Raw genomic sequence first — 15,123 nt, 5'->3', positions numbered from 1 at the left:
TGCACTCGTCACACACGCAATTGAGCGTCCAGTTATGCGCGAATGTTCCCAACGACCGAGGCATCACGTGCTCGCGTTTCGTTGGCGGCCTTGATGACGCGCAGTAGATGCATGGCTCGCACACGGTACAGTCCAGCGAGGCGCGAATCGTCACGGTGCTACCCGGGTGGCGAGTAGCCTTGCGAGCGGACCGATGGACATGCGCTCCTCCGACCAGTTCGTGCTCGCGAAGGTGATGGTGTCGAACACTTCTCGAAAGGTGGTTGTGAGAGCGTCGTGGAATAACCGCGCCATGACCGAGATCTCGATCCCGAACGCCACGCAGCCCCATGCGCCGAGGATGAGGCGATACTGCTGACGCGGGACGGCCACGGCAAGTATCTTTCGCGTCCGTCTTGCCATCACAGCGGGCACATTGAAACGCTTCATTAGAGCGAACTCGTGGCCTCGCAGTTCGGGGCGTCGCACGGGGGGGCCATCCATACAGCCAAGCGCGCGATATTGTCGCTGCCTATCAGAGGCCGTCATTCCGCAGGTCGGTTTCGACGTCCTCACGTTGCGCGTAGCTTCGGTACGTCCTTTCGAGATTCCGGAGAACAGCAGCGGTCCGCGGCCAGCGGTCCGCGATCTGCGCAGCCCACGCTTGATACTGATCGGGCAGCACCCGCTCTTGCCGTCCGCCTTCAGCTGGGTGACGAGTGACGACACCTCGCCTGTTGAACACGCCCACCTCAAACCCGCTCTCGAGATCCGGATCTTCCACCCTTTCTATAACGTCCCGAACCGCCTCGTGCGGCCAGCCTCCGTCTGGGCCAGCGGGGCTACTACTCAGAAGCTTCCCGACGTAATCCGCGACGACCGTCGCCTGCCGCCTTTCGACGGCTAGAGCGAGCGCCCTGGTTACCCAAGCGTCCAGCTGTACAACGTTCAGGACCCCGCCTTCGAGTCCAGGCAGGGACTTCCACGAGTTCAGCACGTGCCACGCGGCCGCGGCCCGACCTTGAGCGTTCTCGGGTACACCGGCGGCCTCCAGCGTGACACGGTAACACGAAGTATAGGCCACCACCACCAACACAACGGTTGGACAGGGGGTTACTTGAGCTTTCGGTAGTGGGTCAGTTTGCTTTCCTAGCCGCAGCGATCTCAGCAACCGTTGAGCGTTTCTTGGCGACTGCCTTTGCGTCTGGTATGGACATCGCCACATCATCAACGACGACGAGTTGCCCGTGACCGTTCTGAATATAGGACGTTCCCACAACATGGCCTTGCGCGCGAAGTTCATCCGGGATCGTCGTCAAGTACATGCCAACAACCGCGCAGGGGAGCGTAGATTATGAGTGAGCGTCGCCGTTCACGGCCTCCCCGTCCACCCGCGTTTCTCGCTGGCCGTCGTATACGTTCCGACCGTGTGAGCTGTGGCATAATATGCGCGATCACCTCGTCGGAGAAGGAGTTCCGACCATGGAACACCCGGTTGCGTCTGCCCATCCACAGTTGGCGGGCCTATGGGCCAGGTCGGGACACGTTAGGCGTACCGTCTGCGGCCTTTCTTCGGCGCTATTCTCATCTTGCGCGATTGCCGTCGTAGTCGGGATTTCAGCTCAGCAACTCCCTCCTCCGACCTTCAGGACCGGCGTCGATGCGGTTGTGGTTGACGTGTCGGTCCTCGACAAGGACCGTCGCCCGGTACGTGATCTCACTGCCGCAGATTTCACAATTATCGAGGATGGCAAGCCGCAGACGATCGCAACTTTCTCAGCCGTCGACCTCCCTGACGTGGCCGCGACGGGCAGCGTCGGCAGGCCGGAAACGGCCTGGCTAAGCGACGTACCCGCTGATGTCACGACAAACAGCCTCGCGGTAGATGGTCGCGTGATCGTGCTTGTGCTCGATGATCTATCGCCCATGGCGCCGGGCGAAGCGGTACGAGCCAAGGGTCTCGCGACGCTTGCCATCGACAAGCTCTCCCCGTCGGACCTCACGGCCGTTGTCTTCACCGCGGGCCGCGAGGCGAGCCAGAATGTCACGACGGACCACGCGCGCCTGACGTCCGCCGTTAGGCGGTATGTCCCGCGCATGAGGCGCGACTTCGACCGATTCGAGGAGTCGTCGGGCCCGATCTATCTCTCGGTGACGGCGACAATCCGGAATCTGGTTCAGGGGCTCGCCGGCCTCGGACCGCGTCGAATAGCCGTGCTCTGGATTAGTGCCGGCATTCCAATTGCCCTGGAGGGAGGCCCGAGCCGGAGTGCATTCGCCGATCAGTTGAAGGACGAATGGGCAGAATTGCTGGCGGCGGCTGGCCGCGCGAACGTGAGTATCTATGGGCTCGACCCGGGTGGGCTGCGCGGTCAGGCACTCGATCTTCAGATTGGACCGACCACCTGGAACATAGGGGGAAGCGAACTGGCGCCAGGCGGTACGCGCGAAGAGGGTCTGATCAATCGCCGGTTTCTCCAGGACGTCGCTGCCAACACGGGTGGGTTCGCGGTGACCGGCAGCAACGATCCCGGCCCCGGCATCGCGCAGGTCTTTGCTGAGACCGGTTCGTACTACCTGCTTGGCTACCAATCCTCAAACCCGCCGGGGAAGAAGGTGCACAAACTGGACGTGCGCGTGAATCGGGCAGACCTTACGGTGCACAGCCGGACGCGATACTCCACTGATGTTGCGGTTGCCAGCAAAGCCTCCGTGTCTGCGCACCCGCTCCTCACCGGCGCGCTGCGCGGTCTGCTGCCGGTGCGTGACGTTGGCTTGCGAGCGGCGGCGGCACCATTCATGGTCCCCGGTGGTGCGCAGCCCAACGTGGCGGTCGTCCTCGGAGTCGACCAAACCACACCCACGCGTCAGAAGGCGACGCTCGACGACGTGGACGTTGTGATCAGCGCCTATCGCGCGGACGGCAAGCCGGCAGGTTCCGTCACGAGTCACGTGAAGGTCGGGCTGCCCGCGGGGGCGGAGAAGGTCCAATACGAGGTGCTGACACGGATAGAGGTGGGGCCGGGGCACTACGACCTGCGAATCGCTGCCGCGACGACGTTCGGGGCTAAGACAGGCAGCGTGACGTGCGAGGTGGACGTTCCCAATTTCGCGAAGGACCGACTGTCGCTGTCCGGCGTGGTCCTGAGCGCAGAGCCGGGAGGCATGGTCGCACCGCGGGACGCGCTGCGGTCGATCCTGCCCGTCGTCCCTACCTCCAGGCGCAGCTTCTCGCCGTCCGAAACAGTCACGGCGTTGGTGCGTGTCTATCAGGGCGGCAAGGATGCGACGGTGACGGCCGCCCTCTCAGCGGCGATTATCGACGCCCTCGGCGAAGCGGTGTTTGAGAGCCACGAGACGCTTGGGCCGAGTCGATTCGGTAGGGACCGGTCGACGGAGTACCGGCTTGTATTGCCGCTCAGCCGCCTTGCCCCGGGACCTCACCTTCTGACTCTTGATGCCACGCTCGGCAAGGAGGTTGCCCGAAGGGCGGTCAGGTTCGACGTGCGTTGAGGCGTTGCCGCCGTGCGACCGTTCGGACCATTCACCGAACTGTCTGCCGGGGCCGACGGTCCCGCCACCCGCCTCGCGGGAGCCGGGATGGGCGGTCGCCGCCGAGATGCTCTTTGCCGGCGGCAGGCGTATCATCTGCGTAGGAGGGCTCGTCACATGGGTCGAAGAAGCTCCACGTCGATGGTCCTTTCTCTAGCAGTTATTTTCCTCTTCCTCCTCCATCCTGCGGCTTCTTCAACGACTCCGACGACACGAGTGTGTGTAGTAGTGAATGACGGCGCTCCGGAGAGCCTGCTGTTTCGGTCAACCGGGTGGAGTTTCGCACCCGTAAGCCTTCCAAAAGCCGTGGTGAAGGCTACGAAGGTTAAGTCCACGCTTGAGAAGGTTCTTCGAAAAGACGGACGGTTCAAGCCTGTAGCCGATCTCGACACGGCGGAGGTCGTGTTGTACGTCGAAATGGAGACCACGAGGGGTCCCATCTCTACAGCGCCATTACCGACAGCCGCTCGTATCGTTGTCCGGATGATCCCTCGAGGGGCTGTTAATCCCATGTCCGCTCCCACGACACGATTGATGGCTATTGTGGTTCCTGTGACGGTCTATCGAACAGAACCAAGAGACGGTTCCCAATGGTTGAAGAACCCGCTCTGGCAGGGACTTGCATACGCTCCCTTAGGAGACGTCGCTCCATTCGAGACGTTGGCGCGGAGGTTCGCGGCGGAGTATACCGGGCAAGCGCAATTCATGGTGACAATGGTGACGCCGGTGGATTCGTCCTCGTCAGGGCGTACCGCTCTACCGAAGTCATCGCTGCCGTCCCTCGGGCGAGATGGAGTAGACACCACGGTATACTCCCAAGAGGACCTGGCGTCCATTCGGGAAGAGGGCGAGCGCCTGCGAGAAAGCGCGCAGCGCGATACCAGCCCCGAGGCTGTGGGACGCGAACTCGGCACACTGCTTCTCCGAGAACATCCCAAACCTGATTCACCAAGAGAGCCGAAGTCGCCGCAGTAAGAAGCGACTCGTCGCTGGTGGAAGCAGCGATCACGCCACCCGCATCGCAGGAGCCGGGATTGCGCCGTTGGGCATAGTTATTGCGGCTCGTGGCCCGCAACCCTTAACGCGGCTCGGCTGTATCACAAGCGATCCGATCGGCCCTGCTGATCTTCGGTGCAAGGGACCTTGACAGTCGTGGCGGCGGAAGACACAGTGTGCGCGTCCTCGTCTTCAAAGGAGCCGTCATGAAGTCGTGGGTTCTCGTAGCTGTGGCCGTTCTGGTTGCCTCCGTAGCGTCAGCTCAGACATCCGGGGCCAAGCCGCTTCCTGTCGGACAGGTGACGGCGCAGAAGATCTCTGTATTGTCGAGCGGAATGATGAAGTTCGAGAAAGACGTCGTCTGGAGGTTCGACGGCGTGTCCCTTCATGCCGACGCCGAGGAGACAGCAGAATACAAGGTGACATCGGCACTTCGCGGCAGTGCGCCGTCAAGTCTTCGGGATTCGCTCGCACATGTGCGCTACGAGCCGCTGAGTGCGACGGGCACGGCGTCGCAGGACCCGCGCCGCGACTGGTCACGTCTTCGGCAACTGACGGGCAGCGAGATCGTGCTTCGTGCTCAGGGGCTGCCTGCCAGAAGGTGCCGGCTCGTCGTATTCGAGGACGCGGGGCTGACAGCAGTGGATCTGGATAGCCCCAACCGCTCCACGCTTTGGATTGCGCGGGCGGATGTCGACGAGGTCAGCCAATGGATCGGCCGGCGCGGGTCGGTGGCAGGCGCGGTGCTTGGCGCAGGCGTCGGACTCTTCGCGGAGTATGCCTTCTTGTCGTGGGCGGGGAGGGATGGGAGGAGTTTTGGGGCCAGGGAATCCTCATTCCCCTCTCCCTCTTCGGAACACCAATCGCTGGCGGCTTCCTCGGGTATCGACTCCCTGGCGACAATCGTACGCTGACGACGATCTACCTCAGGCCGTAGGGGCCTTACCTCTCCGCAGGGTGTCTGCTTTCACGCCGCTTTCGACGCGGTACCTACGCAGAGGGACAAAGCGGGAGTACAAATTCGATGAATGGGCGATCCTCGCAAGTCATGCTTGTCCTGGTAGTGCTGGCGTACCATGCCACTCCTCTGTACGCTGGCGAGCCGGCGCCACTTGGTTCGGCCAGCGCGGTTTTCCTAGTGGGAGGCCAGTGGGGCACTCCGACAGGTCTTTCCGGTAGCGTGGGGTTCCTGTTCGGGCCGACCTTTCCTGCCAAGGCCGGAGCAGACCCTACTTCCGGCCGAAAAGGTCTCATCTTGGTTGGCACTGGCGGTGTCGGCGGCCTCAGCATCGCCGTTGGTGGTGCGGCCCTCGCCCGCGAAGGGCGACTGTTGACGACCGGATTCGATGGACTGCTCAGAGTGACGCGTACGACCAGCAATCCGACGAACGCTACCGCCGATGCGACCTATGCGGGAGTGGAGGCGGGACTTGTCTTGATGGGCGCGAGATTGAGTGCAGGCGTTTCACACCGAATTGCCGGATCATCCGGCTCGAAGGATACGATCTTCACGTTTGGCGTAGGCGTCCAGATTCCGTTCGGCTGGTAAGGTCGTTCCACAAGCGGCCACGGTCGCTCCTGACAAGCTGGTATTCCACGCGTTGGTAGGGCCGTTGGCGGTGAACACCGCACCAAACGGCGGCAGTCGGCACCGGGTTGCACGGTGACCGTAACCCAAACCGTAACCCGTTCGGCACCATTGGGCACCACTTGGCACCACTCAGCACCGCGTCCCGTGCAAAATCATTAGGAAATATGCGTATTCACTAGCGTTTTAGGGTGGCTTGCACAACTGCAAAACCTCCATTCTCCGGTTCAAATCCGGACGGCGCCTCCACACTCCTGTTCCACCTACTTGCGTCGGCGCGCCGCTCCGCTTGCGTCTTCCACGAGTTGAAATACGTGAGCGGGGGTCGGTCGGAGTCAGACCAGTAAAGTTCAGTAAAGGAAGTCGTCGCAGGCGCGCTCCTGAGCCCTGACGGGACCGAGATTAGGCCCAAGAAGCTGGGTCCGCCCTGCTGCGCCCGGCCTCCGGGACCGCTTCGGGACCGAGGGGTCGGTGGTTCGAATCCACTCGCCCCGACCAACACATCCCAGCAAGGAAGGCCTGAAGAATCAGGCCTTTTCTGCTGTACGGCCCCTTTCTACCACGCACACCTTCAGCCGACCGGGCTCCGGCTGGTGAACGCCGACGTCATGGCGCGGGAGATGGGCATGGGTGACCAGGCTGCGATGCTCGTCACGACGGCGCTCCGCGAAGCACTCGTGCGCGTCCGGGAGAGCTTTGTCCTCGAGACGGTGTTTTCGGACCCGGTGGGCGACAAGCTGGCGTTCCTGCAAGAGGCCGCGCGTTCCGGCTACACCGTGGTGGTGTGCTACATCGGCATCGATGGCCCGGAGACGTCTGAGGAACGCGTCTCTATGCGTGTTTCCCAGGGCGGTCACGATGTGCCGAGTGACAGGCTGGTGTCCCGGTTTCCCCGGACGTTGGCCAATCTGAAGTCGGCCATCGCCGCCCTTCCGTTCGTCTGGGTGTTCGATAACCAGGACTTACGTCGGGCATTCCGCAAGGTCGGCGTCTTCGAATCCGGGCGGTCCGTGTTCCTGGCCGCGCGCCTCCCCGCGTGGTTGGCCGCCATCGTCAAAAGTCTGCCCTAAGACGGCCCACCGTAGGGTCTGCGCGGCGTCTGCCAGGAGACCGCCATCACCCGGTCTTCCGAAGCTCTTCCCGTACAATTCGCCGAATCGTGCCCGCGTCGACGGATCTTCGGGATTGGCCGAGGGACTCCCGAAGCGCCTCATTGATCATCGTCTGGTACCCTCGACCCGCGGCGTCGGCCCTGTCGCGAAACGCTTCGAGCACCTGGTCGTCGAGGTAGATCGTGATCCGGGATTTTCCCAGTTGTGGCACCACCGCGCCGCGCCGGGCGTTGCTGAAGTCGTATTCCCTTTTCATACTGACGCCTCTCGTTTGGGGTGGCCGATCGCGCCGAAATCAGGCGCACGTCCTCTCCGTCATATGCATACACCACAACGAGCACCCGCCCGATTGCATCCAAGCCAAGTGAGACGAAGCGTGGCTCCCCCTCGGGGGTCGGGTCGTCGCGGCTCATCCCGTTCGGATCCGACAGCACCGCGTCGGCGTCCGAGAACCGAACCCCGAGCTTCGCCAGGTTGGCCCTCGCCTTCCGCGGATCCCAGGCGACCGATATATGTATAATATGCATACTCGCTGCCCACGTCAATGCAGCGCGGTTAGGAACGTGGAATACCATCCCTCCACGATCAAGGCGTTTCGGTCTGGCCATCGCGACATCGTTTGCAAGACCGCGGCCATTTGTGGAGTGGTCCGTGTCCCGCTACAACGTGGTGCAGCGTCGTGGCTTATGCTGTGCGAAGCTTGGGTCGACGGTGGTCGTGTGCAGAAATGTGAACGCGGCTCAGGACGCAGAGTTGCAGGAAGTGCAATCCCGGTCGGATCACAATAATTGAAATCAGGTCCGACCCCTGGTGACCCCGTGTGCGATGGGACAGGAGTGGCGATCCGGCAGGCGTCCATCCAAGCGGTTAAGATAGTGAGATGACGACTCCGCCCAAGACCGCTACTGTATCCGGCTTTTCTTCGCTTGGACTTGCCCCGAAACTGGTCGCGTCCGTCACAGCCCTCGGCTATGAAGAGCCGACCCCCATCCAGCGCGAGGCCATCCCGCTCCTGCGCGAAGGACACGACCTCATCGGCCTCGCGGGGACCGGCACCGGCAAGACCGCCGCGTTCACGCTGCCCATACTCGACCGCCTTGCCATCCACACCACGGGCAAGCCGGCGGGCGCTCGGGCGCTCGTGCTCGTCCCGACACGCGAACTGGCGATGCAGGTATCGGAAGCGATTCACAAGTACGCGAAGGGTTTCCCCCTCACGGTCGTGCCCCTGTACGGCGGAGCCCCGATGGACCAGCAGATCCGCGCGCTTCGGCGCGGCGCCGACATCGTCGTCGCCACACCCGGACGCGCCCTCGATCACCTGCGGCGTCAGACCCTGGACCTGACCGCTCTTGAGGTGCTCGTGCTCGACGAAGCCGACGAGATGCTCGACATGGGCTTCGCCGACGACATCGAGACCATCATCACGCAGACGCCGGACACTCGGCAGACCGCGCTCTTTGCGGCGACCATGGCGCCGCGCATCGCCGCGATTGCGGGGAAGCACCTCAGGAATCCCCGCCGAGTGACCATCGCCCACGAGAAACGCGCCGCCGGCAAACTTCCCCGCATCCGTCAGACCGCCTACGTCGTCGGACGCGCCCAGAAGATGGCGGCGCTCGGGCGGATCCTCGACTTCGAGAATCCCAAGTCGGCGATCGTCTTCTGCCGGACGCGCATCGAGGTCGATGAACTGGCCGACACGCTGAACGCACACGGGTTCGCCGCCCAGGCGCTCCACGGCGGGATGGAACAGAAGCAACGGGACCGTGTCATGCAGGTGTTCCGGAAGGAACAAGCCGAGATCCTGGTGGCCACCGACGTCGCGGCCCGCGGCCTCGATATCGAGCACGTGTCGCACGTCATCAACTACGACGTGCCAACCTCACCCGAGGTGTACGTGAATCGGATCGGACGCACCGGACGCATCGGTCGCGACGGGGTCGCCATCACCCTGGCCGACCAGCGCGAGTACCGCTTTTTGCGATCCGTCGAAGCACTGACCAGGCAGAAGATCGACGTCCTGCCACTGCCGAGCCTGGCTGACCTGCGTGCCCGTCGCCTCGATGCCACGCGCGAGCAGTTGCGCGAACAACTCGCCAAAGGGGGGTTCGAAGACGCCCGGACAATCGTCGAGGCGCTGGCGCAGGACTTCGACGTGTTCGATGTCGCTGCCGCAGCGGTGACGTTGGTGCACGAGGCGGCCGAATCCACGATGCCCGCGGCCGAGATCGCGAGCGCTCCGGCGCGCGATCGCCCCCGTGAACGCGACCGGGGTGGCGACCGTGCACACCCGCACGTCGCGAAGTCACGCCCGCGCACCAGCGAGCACGCGGGACCGATGGCCGTCCTGTTCGTCGGCGCCGGCAAGGCTGCGGGTATCCGACCGGGGGACCTGGTCGGGGCCATCACCGGCGAAGCCGGTATCCCATCACACTTGCTCGGCGCAATCACGATCGCCGAGACTCACGCCCTTGTCGAGGTGCCCGCCGCGCTGGCCGATCCCATCCTGATCGCGTTACGGGCGACCAAGATTCGTGGTCAACGCGTCACCGTGCGGCACGATCGAGGGTGAAACGGCCGCGGCCGCACGGGCCGTGCCTCGGTCTCGGCGTCTCCGACCAACATGCTGACGAAGTCGATCAGAGAGCCGACAATCGCCTGTGCAATAGGAGACAGACCGGCGGCTCTCGAATTGCCGATAGTGTTCAGGCAACTGCAGAAGGAGATCAGCCGTGGCGAAAACGAAGAAAGGCGCTCATCTGAAGAAAGGCGCTCATCTGAAGAAAGGCACTCATCTGAAGAAGAGCGCTCATGTGTCTGCGCGGGCCACGCCCGGCGCCCCGGCACCGATGAGTGGCCTGGTCTACGAAGCGAAGCTGCTCGTCGACCTGTTCCCTCACGTCCGCGACAGTGTTGACAAAGACGAACTGCCAATCAGCTTCATCCTCAAAAAGGGACGCGACCGAGCCGAGGCCAAGGCCAAGAAGGAGTCTCGGTGGACGGCCGCGCAGCGTCAGGCGGCGTCAGACCGCATGAAGAAGTATTGGGCGACCAAGCGACCCGCCAAGAAGCGGTAGGAGAACACACAGAAGGATCGTCGTGCCTCCGGGCGCTTCATCAGATTCCAGTAGACTCTCGACGCCAACCAGGTTCGGATGCGGACACTGTCGAGCACGAAGGACATGAAGACCATGCGCCGCGTGATGAAGTACCTCGTCGCTCTGGTGATCGTCTTGGCGATCGCGTACGCGGCGTGGGCGAAGCTGCGGCCGCGCCCGCCGGCGGCCGGCGCGCGTGAAGAGACGTTCCAGGCCCAGCTCGCGGCAATGGAGGACGTGCTGGTTGTCTCGGGCCAGGTCAGGCCGGCCGTGACGATCGACCTCCGGGCAGAGGCGTCGGGAATCGTCGAAGCGGTCTCCGTTAAGGAAGGCGACCGCGTGTCCCAGGGTCAGGAACTGGTTCGGCTCGACTCGAAGTTGGCGCAAACGGCGGTCGATCAGGCCGAGGCCAACCTCCGCCAGGCGGAGTTACAGGACGCCGCAACCAGGCTCGAGCTCGACGAAGACACGGTCGCGTTGAAGCGCAAGACGCTCGAGCGTTCGACGGCGCTCTACAAGCGGGGACTCCTTCCGAAGGACCAGCTCGAACAGCACGAACTGGACCTGCGGGTGTCGGAACGGACACTCGAGCGGGCGAAGCGGAACATCGACAGTAGTCAGGCCAGAATCGCCCAGGCGCGCGCAGCCGTCGACCAGGTTCGAACTCAACTGCAGCACACCACCATCCGCGCGCCGTTCGAGGCGTTCGTCCTGCGGCGACAGGTCGAAATCGGAAGCGGCGTCGCCGGCGTGAGCCAGTCTTCCATGGGCGGAACCGTCTTGATGACGCTGGGCGACGCGCGCCAGTCGGCGCTCTATGCCAAGGCCACGGCGTCGGATGCAAAACGCCTGCGCATCGGGCAGGTGGCGAGAGTGCGTCTCGACTCGGACGCCGCGGAAGTGCTGCCAGGCGCCGTGCAGTCGGTCTCCACAGCGGGCGACGTTGACCAATCGACCAAGCTCACGACGTTTCCTGTGATCATCGCCCTGAAGTCCCAGCCGCCGGGCGGCTGGGTCAACGTGCCGGCTCAGGCCGAGATTGTGCTCAACGCGAGCAGCCAGTCGGTGTCCGTGCCGGAACGCTGTGTGCGGGCGGATTCGTCCGGGCGTTCCTACGTCACCGTCAGGTCCAAGACCGGCGATCGCTGGTTCACCGTCGAGGTCGGCGTCATCCAGAGAGATCGGATTCAGATTCGGTCCGGCCTCGAGCAAGGGCAGACCGTGGTCTGCCGGGCGCAGTGATGGGCAGGGTCGTTCGCGGCGTCGGCGCCAGCATCGTCGTTCTTGGCAATATCCTCAGCGAAGCGGTGGCCAGCCTGCGCAGTCGCCGGATGCAGGCGGCGCTGTCGTCGTTCGGGATTGCCACCGGCATCACGGCGGTCGTGTTGCTTGTGTCCATTGTCTCGGGCATTCACCGCTTTATGCTCGAGACACTCGGTGTGGTCGGGGGAAACGTCATCCAGGTCACAGCCAGTTCGCAGCGATCGACGCGCGACCCACGCGGGTTCGCGGTGACGGCGCAACCCGCGGATGTGGAGACGATACTGCAATCGAGCGCGTACTTCGACATCGGCTCGGCCGAAAACTACGGCTACGGTGTGATCCGCACCACACGCCGGAGCACGCAGGGCTCGAGCGTCCGTGGCCTCACCCAGAGCGGTTTCGACATCCTGGACGTCCACGTCGCGCGAGGCCGGCTGTTTCTCGAAGGGGAATACGCGGACGGATCGCGCGTCGCCGTGCTCGGTGCCGATGTTGCCGTGGACCTCTTCAACCAGGAGTCGCCCATCGGCCAGACGATCGTGATTGGCGAATGGCCCTTCGTGGTGAGCGGCGTGCTCGCCTGGATCGGCGATCCAACCGCCGGCGTGCCGGCTCCGCCGGACCGCTTTATCTATGTGCCGTTCAAAGCATGCGCTGCAGCCTTCAAGGGCAATGAGAACGCGGGCATGCTGCGGCTTCGACTGCGTTCGCCTGACACGGCGGATGCCGCGGTGGCCGAAGCTAAAAGAATTCTCGATCGCCAGCGGAAGCAGCGCGGCGAAACGAGCGGAGAATTCCAGGTCATCAATACCATCGAACGGATGGCACAACTCAACATGGTCCTGACGACGCTGAAGTTCGTGGTCGGGCTCGTGGGCGGTATCGGACTCTTCGTTGGAGCTGTCGGAGTCGCCAACGTGATGCTCGTCTCGGTGCGCGAACGGCGTCAGGAGATTGGCGTCCGCCGGGCGCTCGGCGCGACCAGGCGAGCCATTTTCATAGGGTTCCTGTTCGAAGGGCTGGCCATCACCCTGTCTGGCGGCCTTGCCGGCATCCTGATCGCGTGGGCGCTGACCGGTATCGCGGTGTTCATCCCGCAAGTGCCCGCCGGCGCGCGCCCGCACATCTCGCTGGTGACCGCGTCGACGTCCATCGCGCTCCTGACGCTGGTCGGACTGGTGGCCGGAGTCGGACCGGCCAGGCGAGCCGCCTCGGTGGACCCGGCCGAGGCGCTACGGGCAGACTAGCGGCGTCGCGTCGTTCGTCGATCTCAATGTCGATCGCACCGGCGAGAACCCCTGAATAGGCGACGCATGAAGAGAGGAGTCCCCGACGACTTCGATGCCCAGGCCACGGGCGGCCGCGCGACACGCCGCAAGAACCAGCGAACCCGGCAGGCAGGACGGCTCGTGCCTCGCACCGACTGGTTGTCCGACACGCTGGTCTTCTGGACAGGCGAACCCGAGGCGATCCCCCGACTGGAGAACGCCCCGCTCCCGTTGCGGGCCGTGCTTCAAGATCGTTTGGCCGATCTGCCAGCCGGCCTCTATGCGGTGCGACTGGATCTGCCAGATGCCGCGCGGACACATCCTGATCGAAGCCGACGCGAGCCGTCTTTGCGCACCACGAGCGGCCCCCTTCACGTCCGGGTGACGGCCCTTGACGTGGTGACGCCGAGCGCGTGGCCGGCACGGCGCGGGCCATCGAGGCCGCGGCGAGATTCCCGAAGGCTGCCGCCCGCTTCGTGGGTGCCGTGGACCACTGGTGCGAGGCGATGCGAAAGCGACTGGCCGACCACCGCCGCGCGGCGGACGGGATCGAGGCGTGGCGCGCGGGCGTGGCAGGCGCGATGGCGCTCGAGGCGCGGGCGATCTGGCTCGGCCGAGGTGCGCTCGCTCGCGCTCTTCTGCAAAGGCTACGTCGATACCCCCGAGGCCCTGGACTGGTGGATCGAAGCGCTTGCGGCTGAGGAGCCGGGCTTCGGCGAGCACGATGGCGAGCGGCTTCGACGACTGTTGCAGGAACCTGTTCCGGCCGTGCGGGACGCCCGAACGGCCCCGGACTGGAGACGCGAGGAACTTGGATGGGAGGCGTGCCGCGCCCTGCTGTGGCTCGGGATCGACGCGCCTTCGCTTGCAGCCGAACAGGAACAGGCACTGGGCCTCGGCCGACGCCATAGAGCCACGCTGACCGGAAAGGGGTGACCGGGGACAGAATCTGCGCCTGATCGCCCCCGGCACGGACATGAACCGCGTCAGCGACACGGGCGTCACACCTCTGGACGATGCCGTTGCGAATGGCAACCAGGTCGCTGCCGACAGCGGTCACGCGCACCGGCGCCTCCCCGCCCTTGAGCTTGTCGCGCTTCTCTCTGCTCATGTGGTGGATTGCCACATCGACCGTGCCTCGAATCAGTCCGCCGCGAACCGGCTTGATAGGAATGCCTGTCGTCACCCGGCACTGCCCGACGTCGACGCTGGCGCAAGGCTCATTGCAGGTCCGGTATCGCCGTTGCAGAGTTCAAAGATGTAAGGACTCGGGCGATTACCGGTTGTGTCGCCATTGTCGCAGGCTCGAAAGACACGACCGTCCTTGCTGAACTGGAGCGATCTCACCGGGGAAAGACAGAACGCGGTAGCGATCACCTTCTTACTGTCGACTCGCCACACACACACTCTTCGGTTCTCCCACCCTATTCCAAGAAACCGACCGCACGGAGAGAAGACCAGGGCGGTCACATTTCCGGGCTCTCCGAGAACAAGGTCCTTTACTCCGGATTGCGTCTCCCAACAACAAACGTCCCCGTTCTCATGACCCGAAGCTGCGTGTTCGCCGCCGGAGGACAACGCGAGGTGACGTAATGGGCCTGGGCCTGACAGCACTCTACTCTGATGACCCTGAGGAAGCCGCCACGTCACAATTGTTCCATCCCGCGCTGCGGCAGCAAGGACGCGCCCATCTGCCGACCACGCCGGGCAGGAATCAGCTCCGAACTCGTCTTCCAATTCGAGGCTCTTCGTCCCGGTCTTCGTCCAGAGAATCAGCCTGCCGCTTCCATCCCTGGTGGCAAGCAAGCGGCTGTCCGGTGACCAGGCGAGAGGACTCTGTGCTTCCAAAACAACGGAGGTGTTTCCTTGATCCAGATCCCAAAGGAATACAGTTCCATCAGTCGTTCCCAAGGCTATTGCCTCACCGTCCGGGGACCATGCGAGGCCCTCCACCCACGTTCTGTCCCACCCCTTGCTTCGGCTATGCCAACGGAGAGCGTGTTGCTCCTTGCCGGACTTCGCATCCCAGATCAGAATCTTCTGGTCCGTGGCTCCTGATGCGGAAGCCACCCGTTGACTGTCGGGCGACCATGCGATGGCGGAAGGCTGCACATGATGTCCCTTTAAAGACTGCTGCATAAATAATGGTACAATGTTCCTCGAGGTGCGCGATGCGACTTCGAGGATCGGCGGACTTGCTGGAAGATCGGCGGCATCGGGCGCTGGCGCTCCTGGATGAGGGGTTGTCGCTCCATGCGGTGGGT

The 15,123-nt window shown here is 63.8% G+C and carries 11 protein-coding genes and 1 pseudogene; 9 read left to right on the top strand and 3 right to left on the bottom strand.

Annotated features, from left to right (window positions below):
• Positions 1-150: 150 nt before the first annotated feature.
• Positions 151-429: a hypothetical protein gene (locus tag NT151_10305; GenBank protein MCX6539305.1), complete on the bottom strand. Its 279-nt coding sequence runs from the start codon at positions 427-429 to the stop codon at positions 151-153.
• A 1,032-nt stretch (positions 430-1,461) separates the two neighbouring features.
• Here NT151_10305 and NT151_10300 point away from each other — a divergent pair.
• From NT151_10300 to NT151_10285, 4 genes are all read left to right on the top strand, one after another.
• The gene (locus NT151_10300; GenBank protein ID MCX6539304.1) at positions 1,462-3,492 is read left to right on the top strand and encodes a VWA domain-containing protein; all 2,031 of its coding nucleotides are present in this window, start codon (positions 1,462-1,464) and stop codon (positions 3,490-3,492) included.
• Positions 3,493-4,733: 1,241 nt separating this feature from the next.
• Entirely contained in the window at positions 4,734-5,441 is a 708-nt protein-coding gene (locus NT151_10295; protein MCX6539303.1) for a hypothetical protein, read from the top strand.
• 134 nt (positions 5,442-5,575) lie between these two features.
• Entirely contained in the window at positions 5,576-6,076 is a 501-nt protein-coding gene (locus NT151_10290; GenBank protein ID MCX6539302.1) for a hypothetical protein, read from the top strand.
• A gap of 665 nt (positions 6,077-6,741) precedes the next feature.
• On the top strand, positions 6,742-7,185 hold the full coding sequence (locus tag NT151_10285; protein ID MCX6539301.1) for a zeta toxin family protein: 444 nt from the start codon (positions 6,742-6,744) through the stop codon (positions 7,183-7,185).
• 46 nt (positions 7,186-7,231) lie between these two features.
• Here the strand turns inward: NT151_10285 and NT151_10280 are convergent, their stop codons facing one another.
• Both NT151_10280 and NT151_10275 read right to left on the bottom strand, forming a co-directional pair.
• Complete coding sequence (locus NT151_10280; GenBank protein ID MCX6539300.1) at positions 7,232-7,483, bottom strand: BrnA antitoxin family protein; 252 nt, start codon at positions 7,481-7,483, stop codon at positions 7,232-7,234.
• A gap of 22 nt (positions 7,484-7,505) precedes the next feature.
• Positions 7,506-7,754: pseudogene (locus NT151_10275) on the bottom strand (BrnT family toxin).
• A gap of 353 nt (positions 7,755-8,107) precedes the next feature.
• On the opposite strand from NT151_10275, the gene NT151_10270 reads away from it, so the two are divergent.
• The 5 genes from NT151_10270 (at position 8,108) to NT151_10250 (ending at position 13,795) form a co-directional block, all read left to right on the top strand.
• A complete protein-coding gene (locus NT151_10270; protein MCX6539299.1) occupies positions 8,108-9,802 on the top strand; it encodes a DEAD/DEAH box helicase in 1,695 nt (564 codons plus the stop codon).
• A 160-nt stretch (positions 9,803-9,962) separates the two neighbouring features.
• Positions 9,963-10,307: a hypothetical protein gene (locus NT151_10265; GenBank protein ID MCX6539298.1), complete on the top strand. Its 345-nt coding sequence runs from the start codon at positions 9,963-9,965 to the stop codon at positions 10,305-10,307.
• A gap of 105 nt (positions 10,308-10,412) precedes the next feature.
• Positions 10,413-11,570, top strand: a complete 1,158-nt coding sequence (locus NT151_10260) for an efflux RND transporter periplasmic adaptor subunit (protein MCX6539297.1) — start codon at positions 10,413-10,415, stop codon at positions 11,568-11,570.
• Positions 11,570-12,838: an ABC transporter permease gene (locus tag NT151_10255; protein ID MCX6539296.1), complete on the top strand. Its 1,269-nt coding sequence runs from the start codon at positions 11,570-11,572 to the stop codon at positions 12,836-12,838. The genes NT151_10260 and NT151_10255 overlap by 1 nt, the downstream gene beginning before the upstream one ends.
• Before the next feature lie 66 nt (positions 12,839-12,904).
• On the top strand, positions 12,905-13,795 hold the full coding sequence (locus NT151_10250) for a hypothetical protein (protein ID MCX6539295.1): 891 nt from the start codon (positions 12,905-12,907) through the stop codon (positions 13,793-13,795).
• Positions 13,796-15,123: the final 1,328 nt, after the last annotated feature.

This window comes from Acidobacteriota bacterium, assembly GCA_026393675.1.
Classification (GTDB): Bacteria; Acidobacteriota; Vicinamibacteria; order Vicinamibacterales; family JAKQTR01; genus JBAXOX01.
The sequence above is the reverse complement of the archived record's forward strand: the minus strand, read 5'-3'. Positions and strand labels throughout refer to the sequence as shown.

Excerpts from the sequence above, each read along its gene's own strand:
- NT151_10250 (MCX6539295.1), top strand. The coding sequence starts at position 12,905 with ATGAAGAGAGGAGTCCCCGACGACTTCGATGCCCAGGCCACGGGCGGC.
- NT151_10305 (MCX6539305.1), bottom strand. The coding sequence starts at position 429 with ATGAAGCGTTTCAATGTGCCCGCTGTGATGGCAAGACGGACGCGAAAG.
- NT151_10270 (MCX6539299.1), top strand. The coding sequence starts at position 8,108 with ATGACGACTCCGCCCAAGACCGCTACTGTATCCGGCTTTTCTTCGCTT.
- NT151_10295 (MCX6539303.1), top strand. The coding sequence starts at position 4,734 with ATGAAGTCGTGGGTTCTCGTAGCTGTGGCCGTTCTGGTTGCCTCCGTA.
- NT151_10280 (MCX6539300.1), bottom strand. The coding sequence starts at position 7,483 with ATGAAAAGGGAATACGACTTCAGCAACGCCCGGCGCGGCGCGGTGGTG.
- NT151_10255 (MCX6539296.1), top strand. The coding sequence starts at position 11,570 with ATGGGCAGGGTCGTTCGCGGCGTCGGCGCCAGCATCGTCGTTCTTGGC.
- NT151_10260 (MCX6539297.1), top strand. The coding sequence starts at position 10,413 with ATGAAGACCATGCGCCGCGTGATGAAGTACCTCGTCGCTCTGGTGATC.
- NT151_10285 (MCX6539301.1), top strand. The coding sequence starts at position 6,742 with ATGGGTGACCAGGCTGCGATGCTCGTCACGACGGCGCTCCGCGAAGCA.
- NT151_10300 (MCX6539304.1), top strand. The coding sequence starts at position 1,462 with ATGGAACACCCGGTTGCGTCTGCCCATCCACAGTTGGCGGGCCTATGG.
- NT151_10290 (MCX6539302.1), top strand. The coding sequence starts at position 5,576 with ATGCTTGTCCTGGTAGTGCTGGCGTACCATGCCACTCCTCTGTACGCT.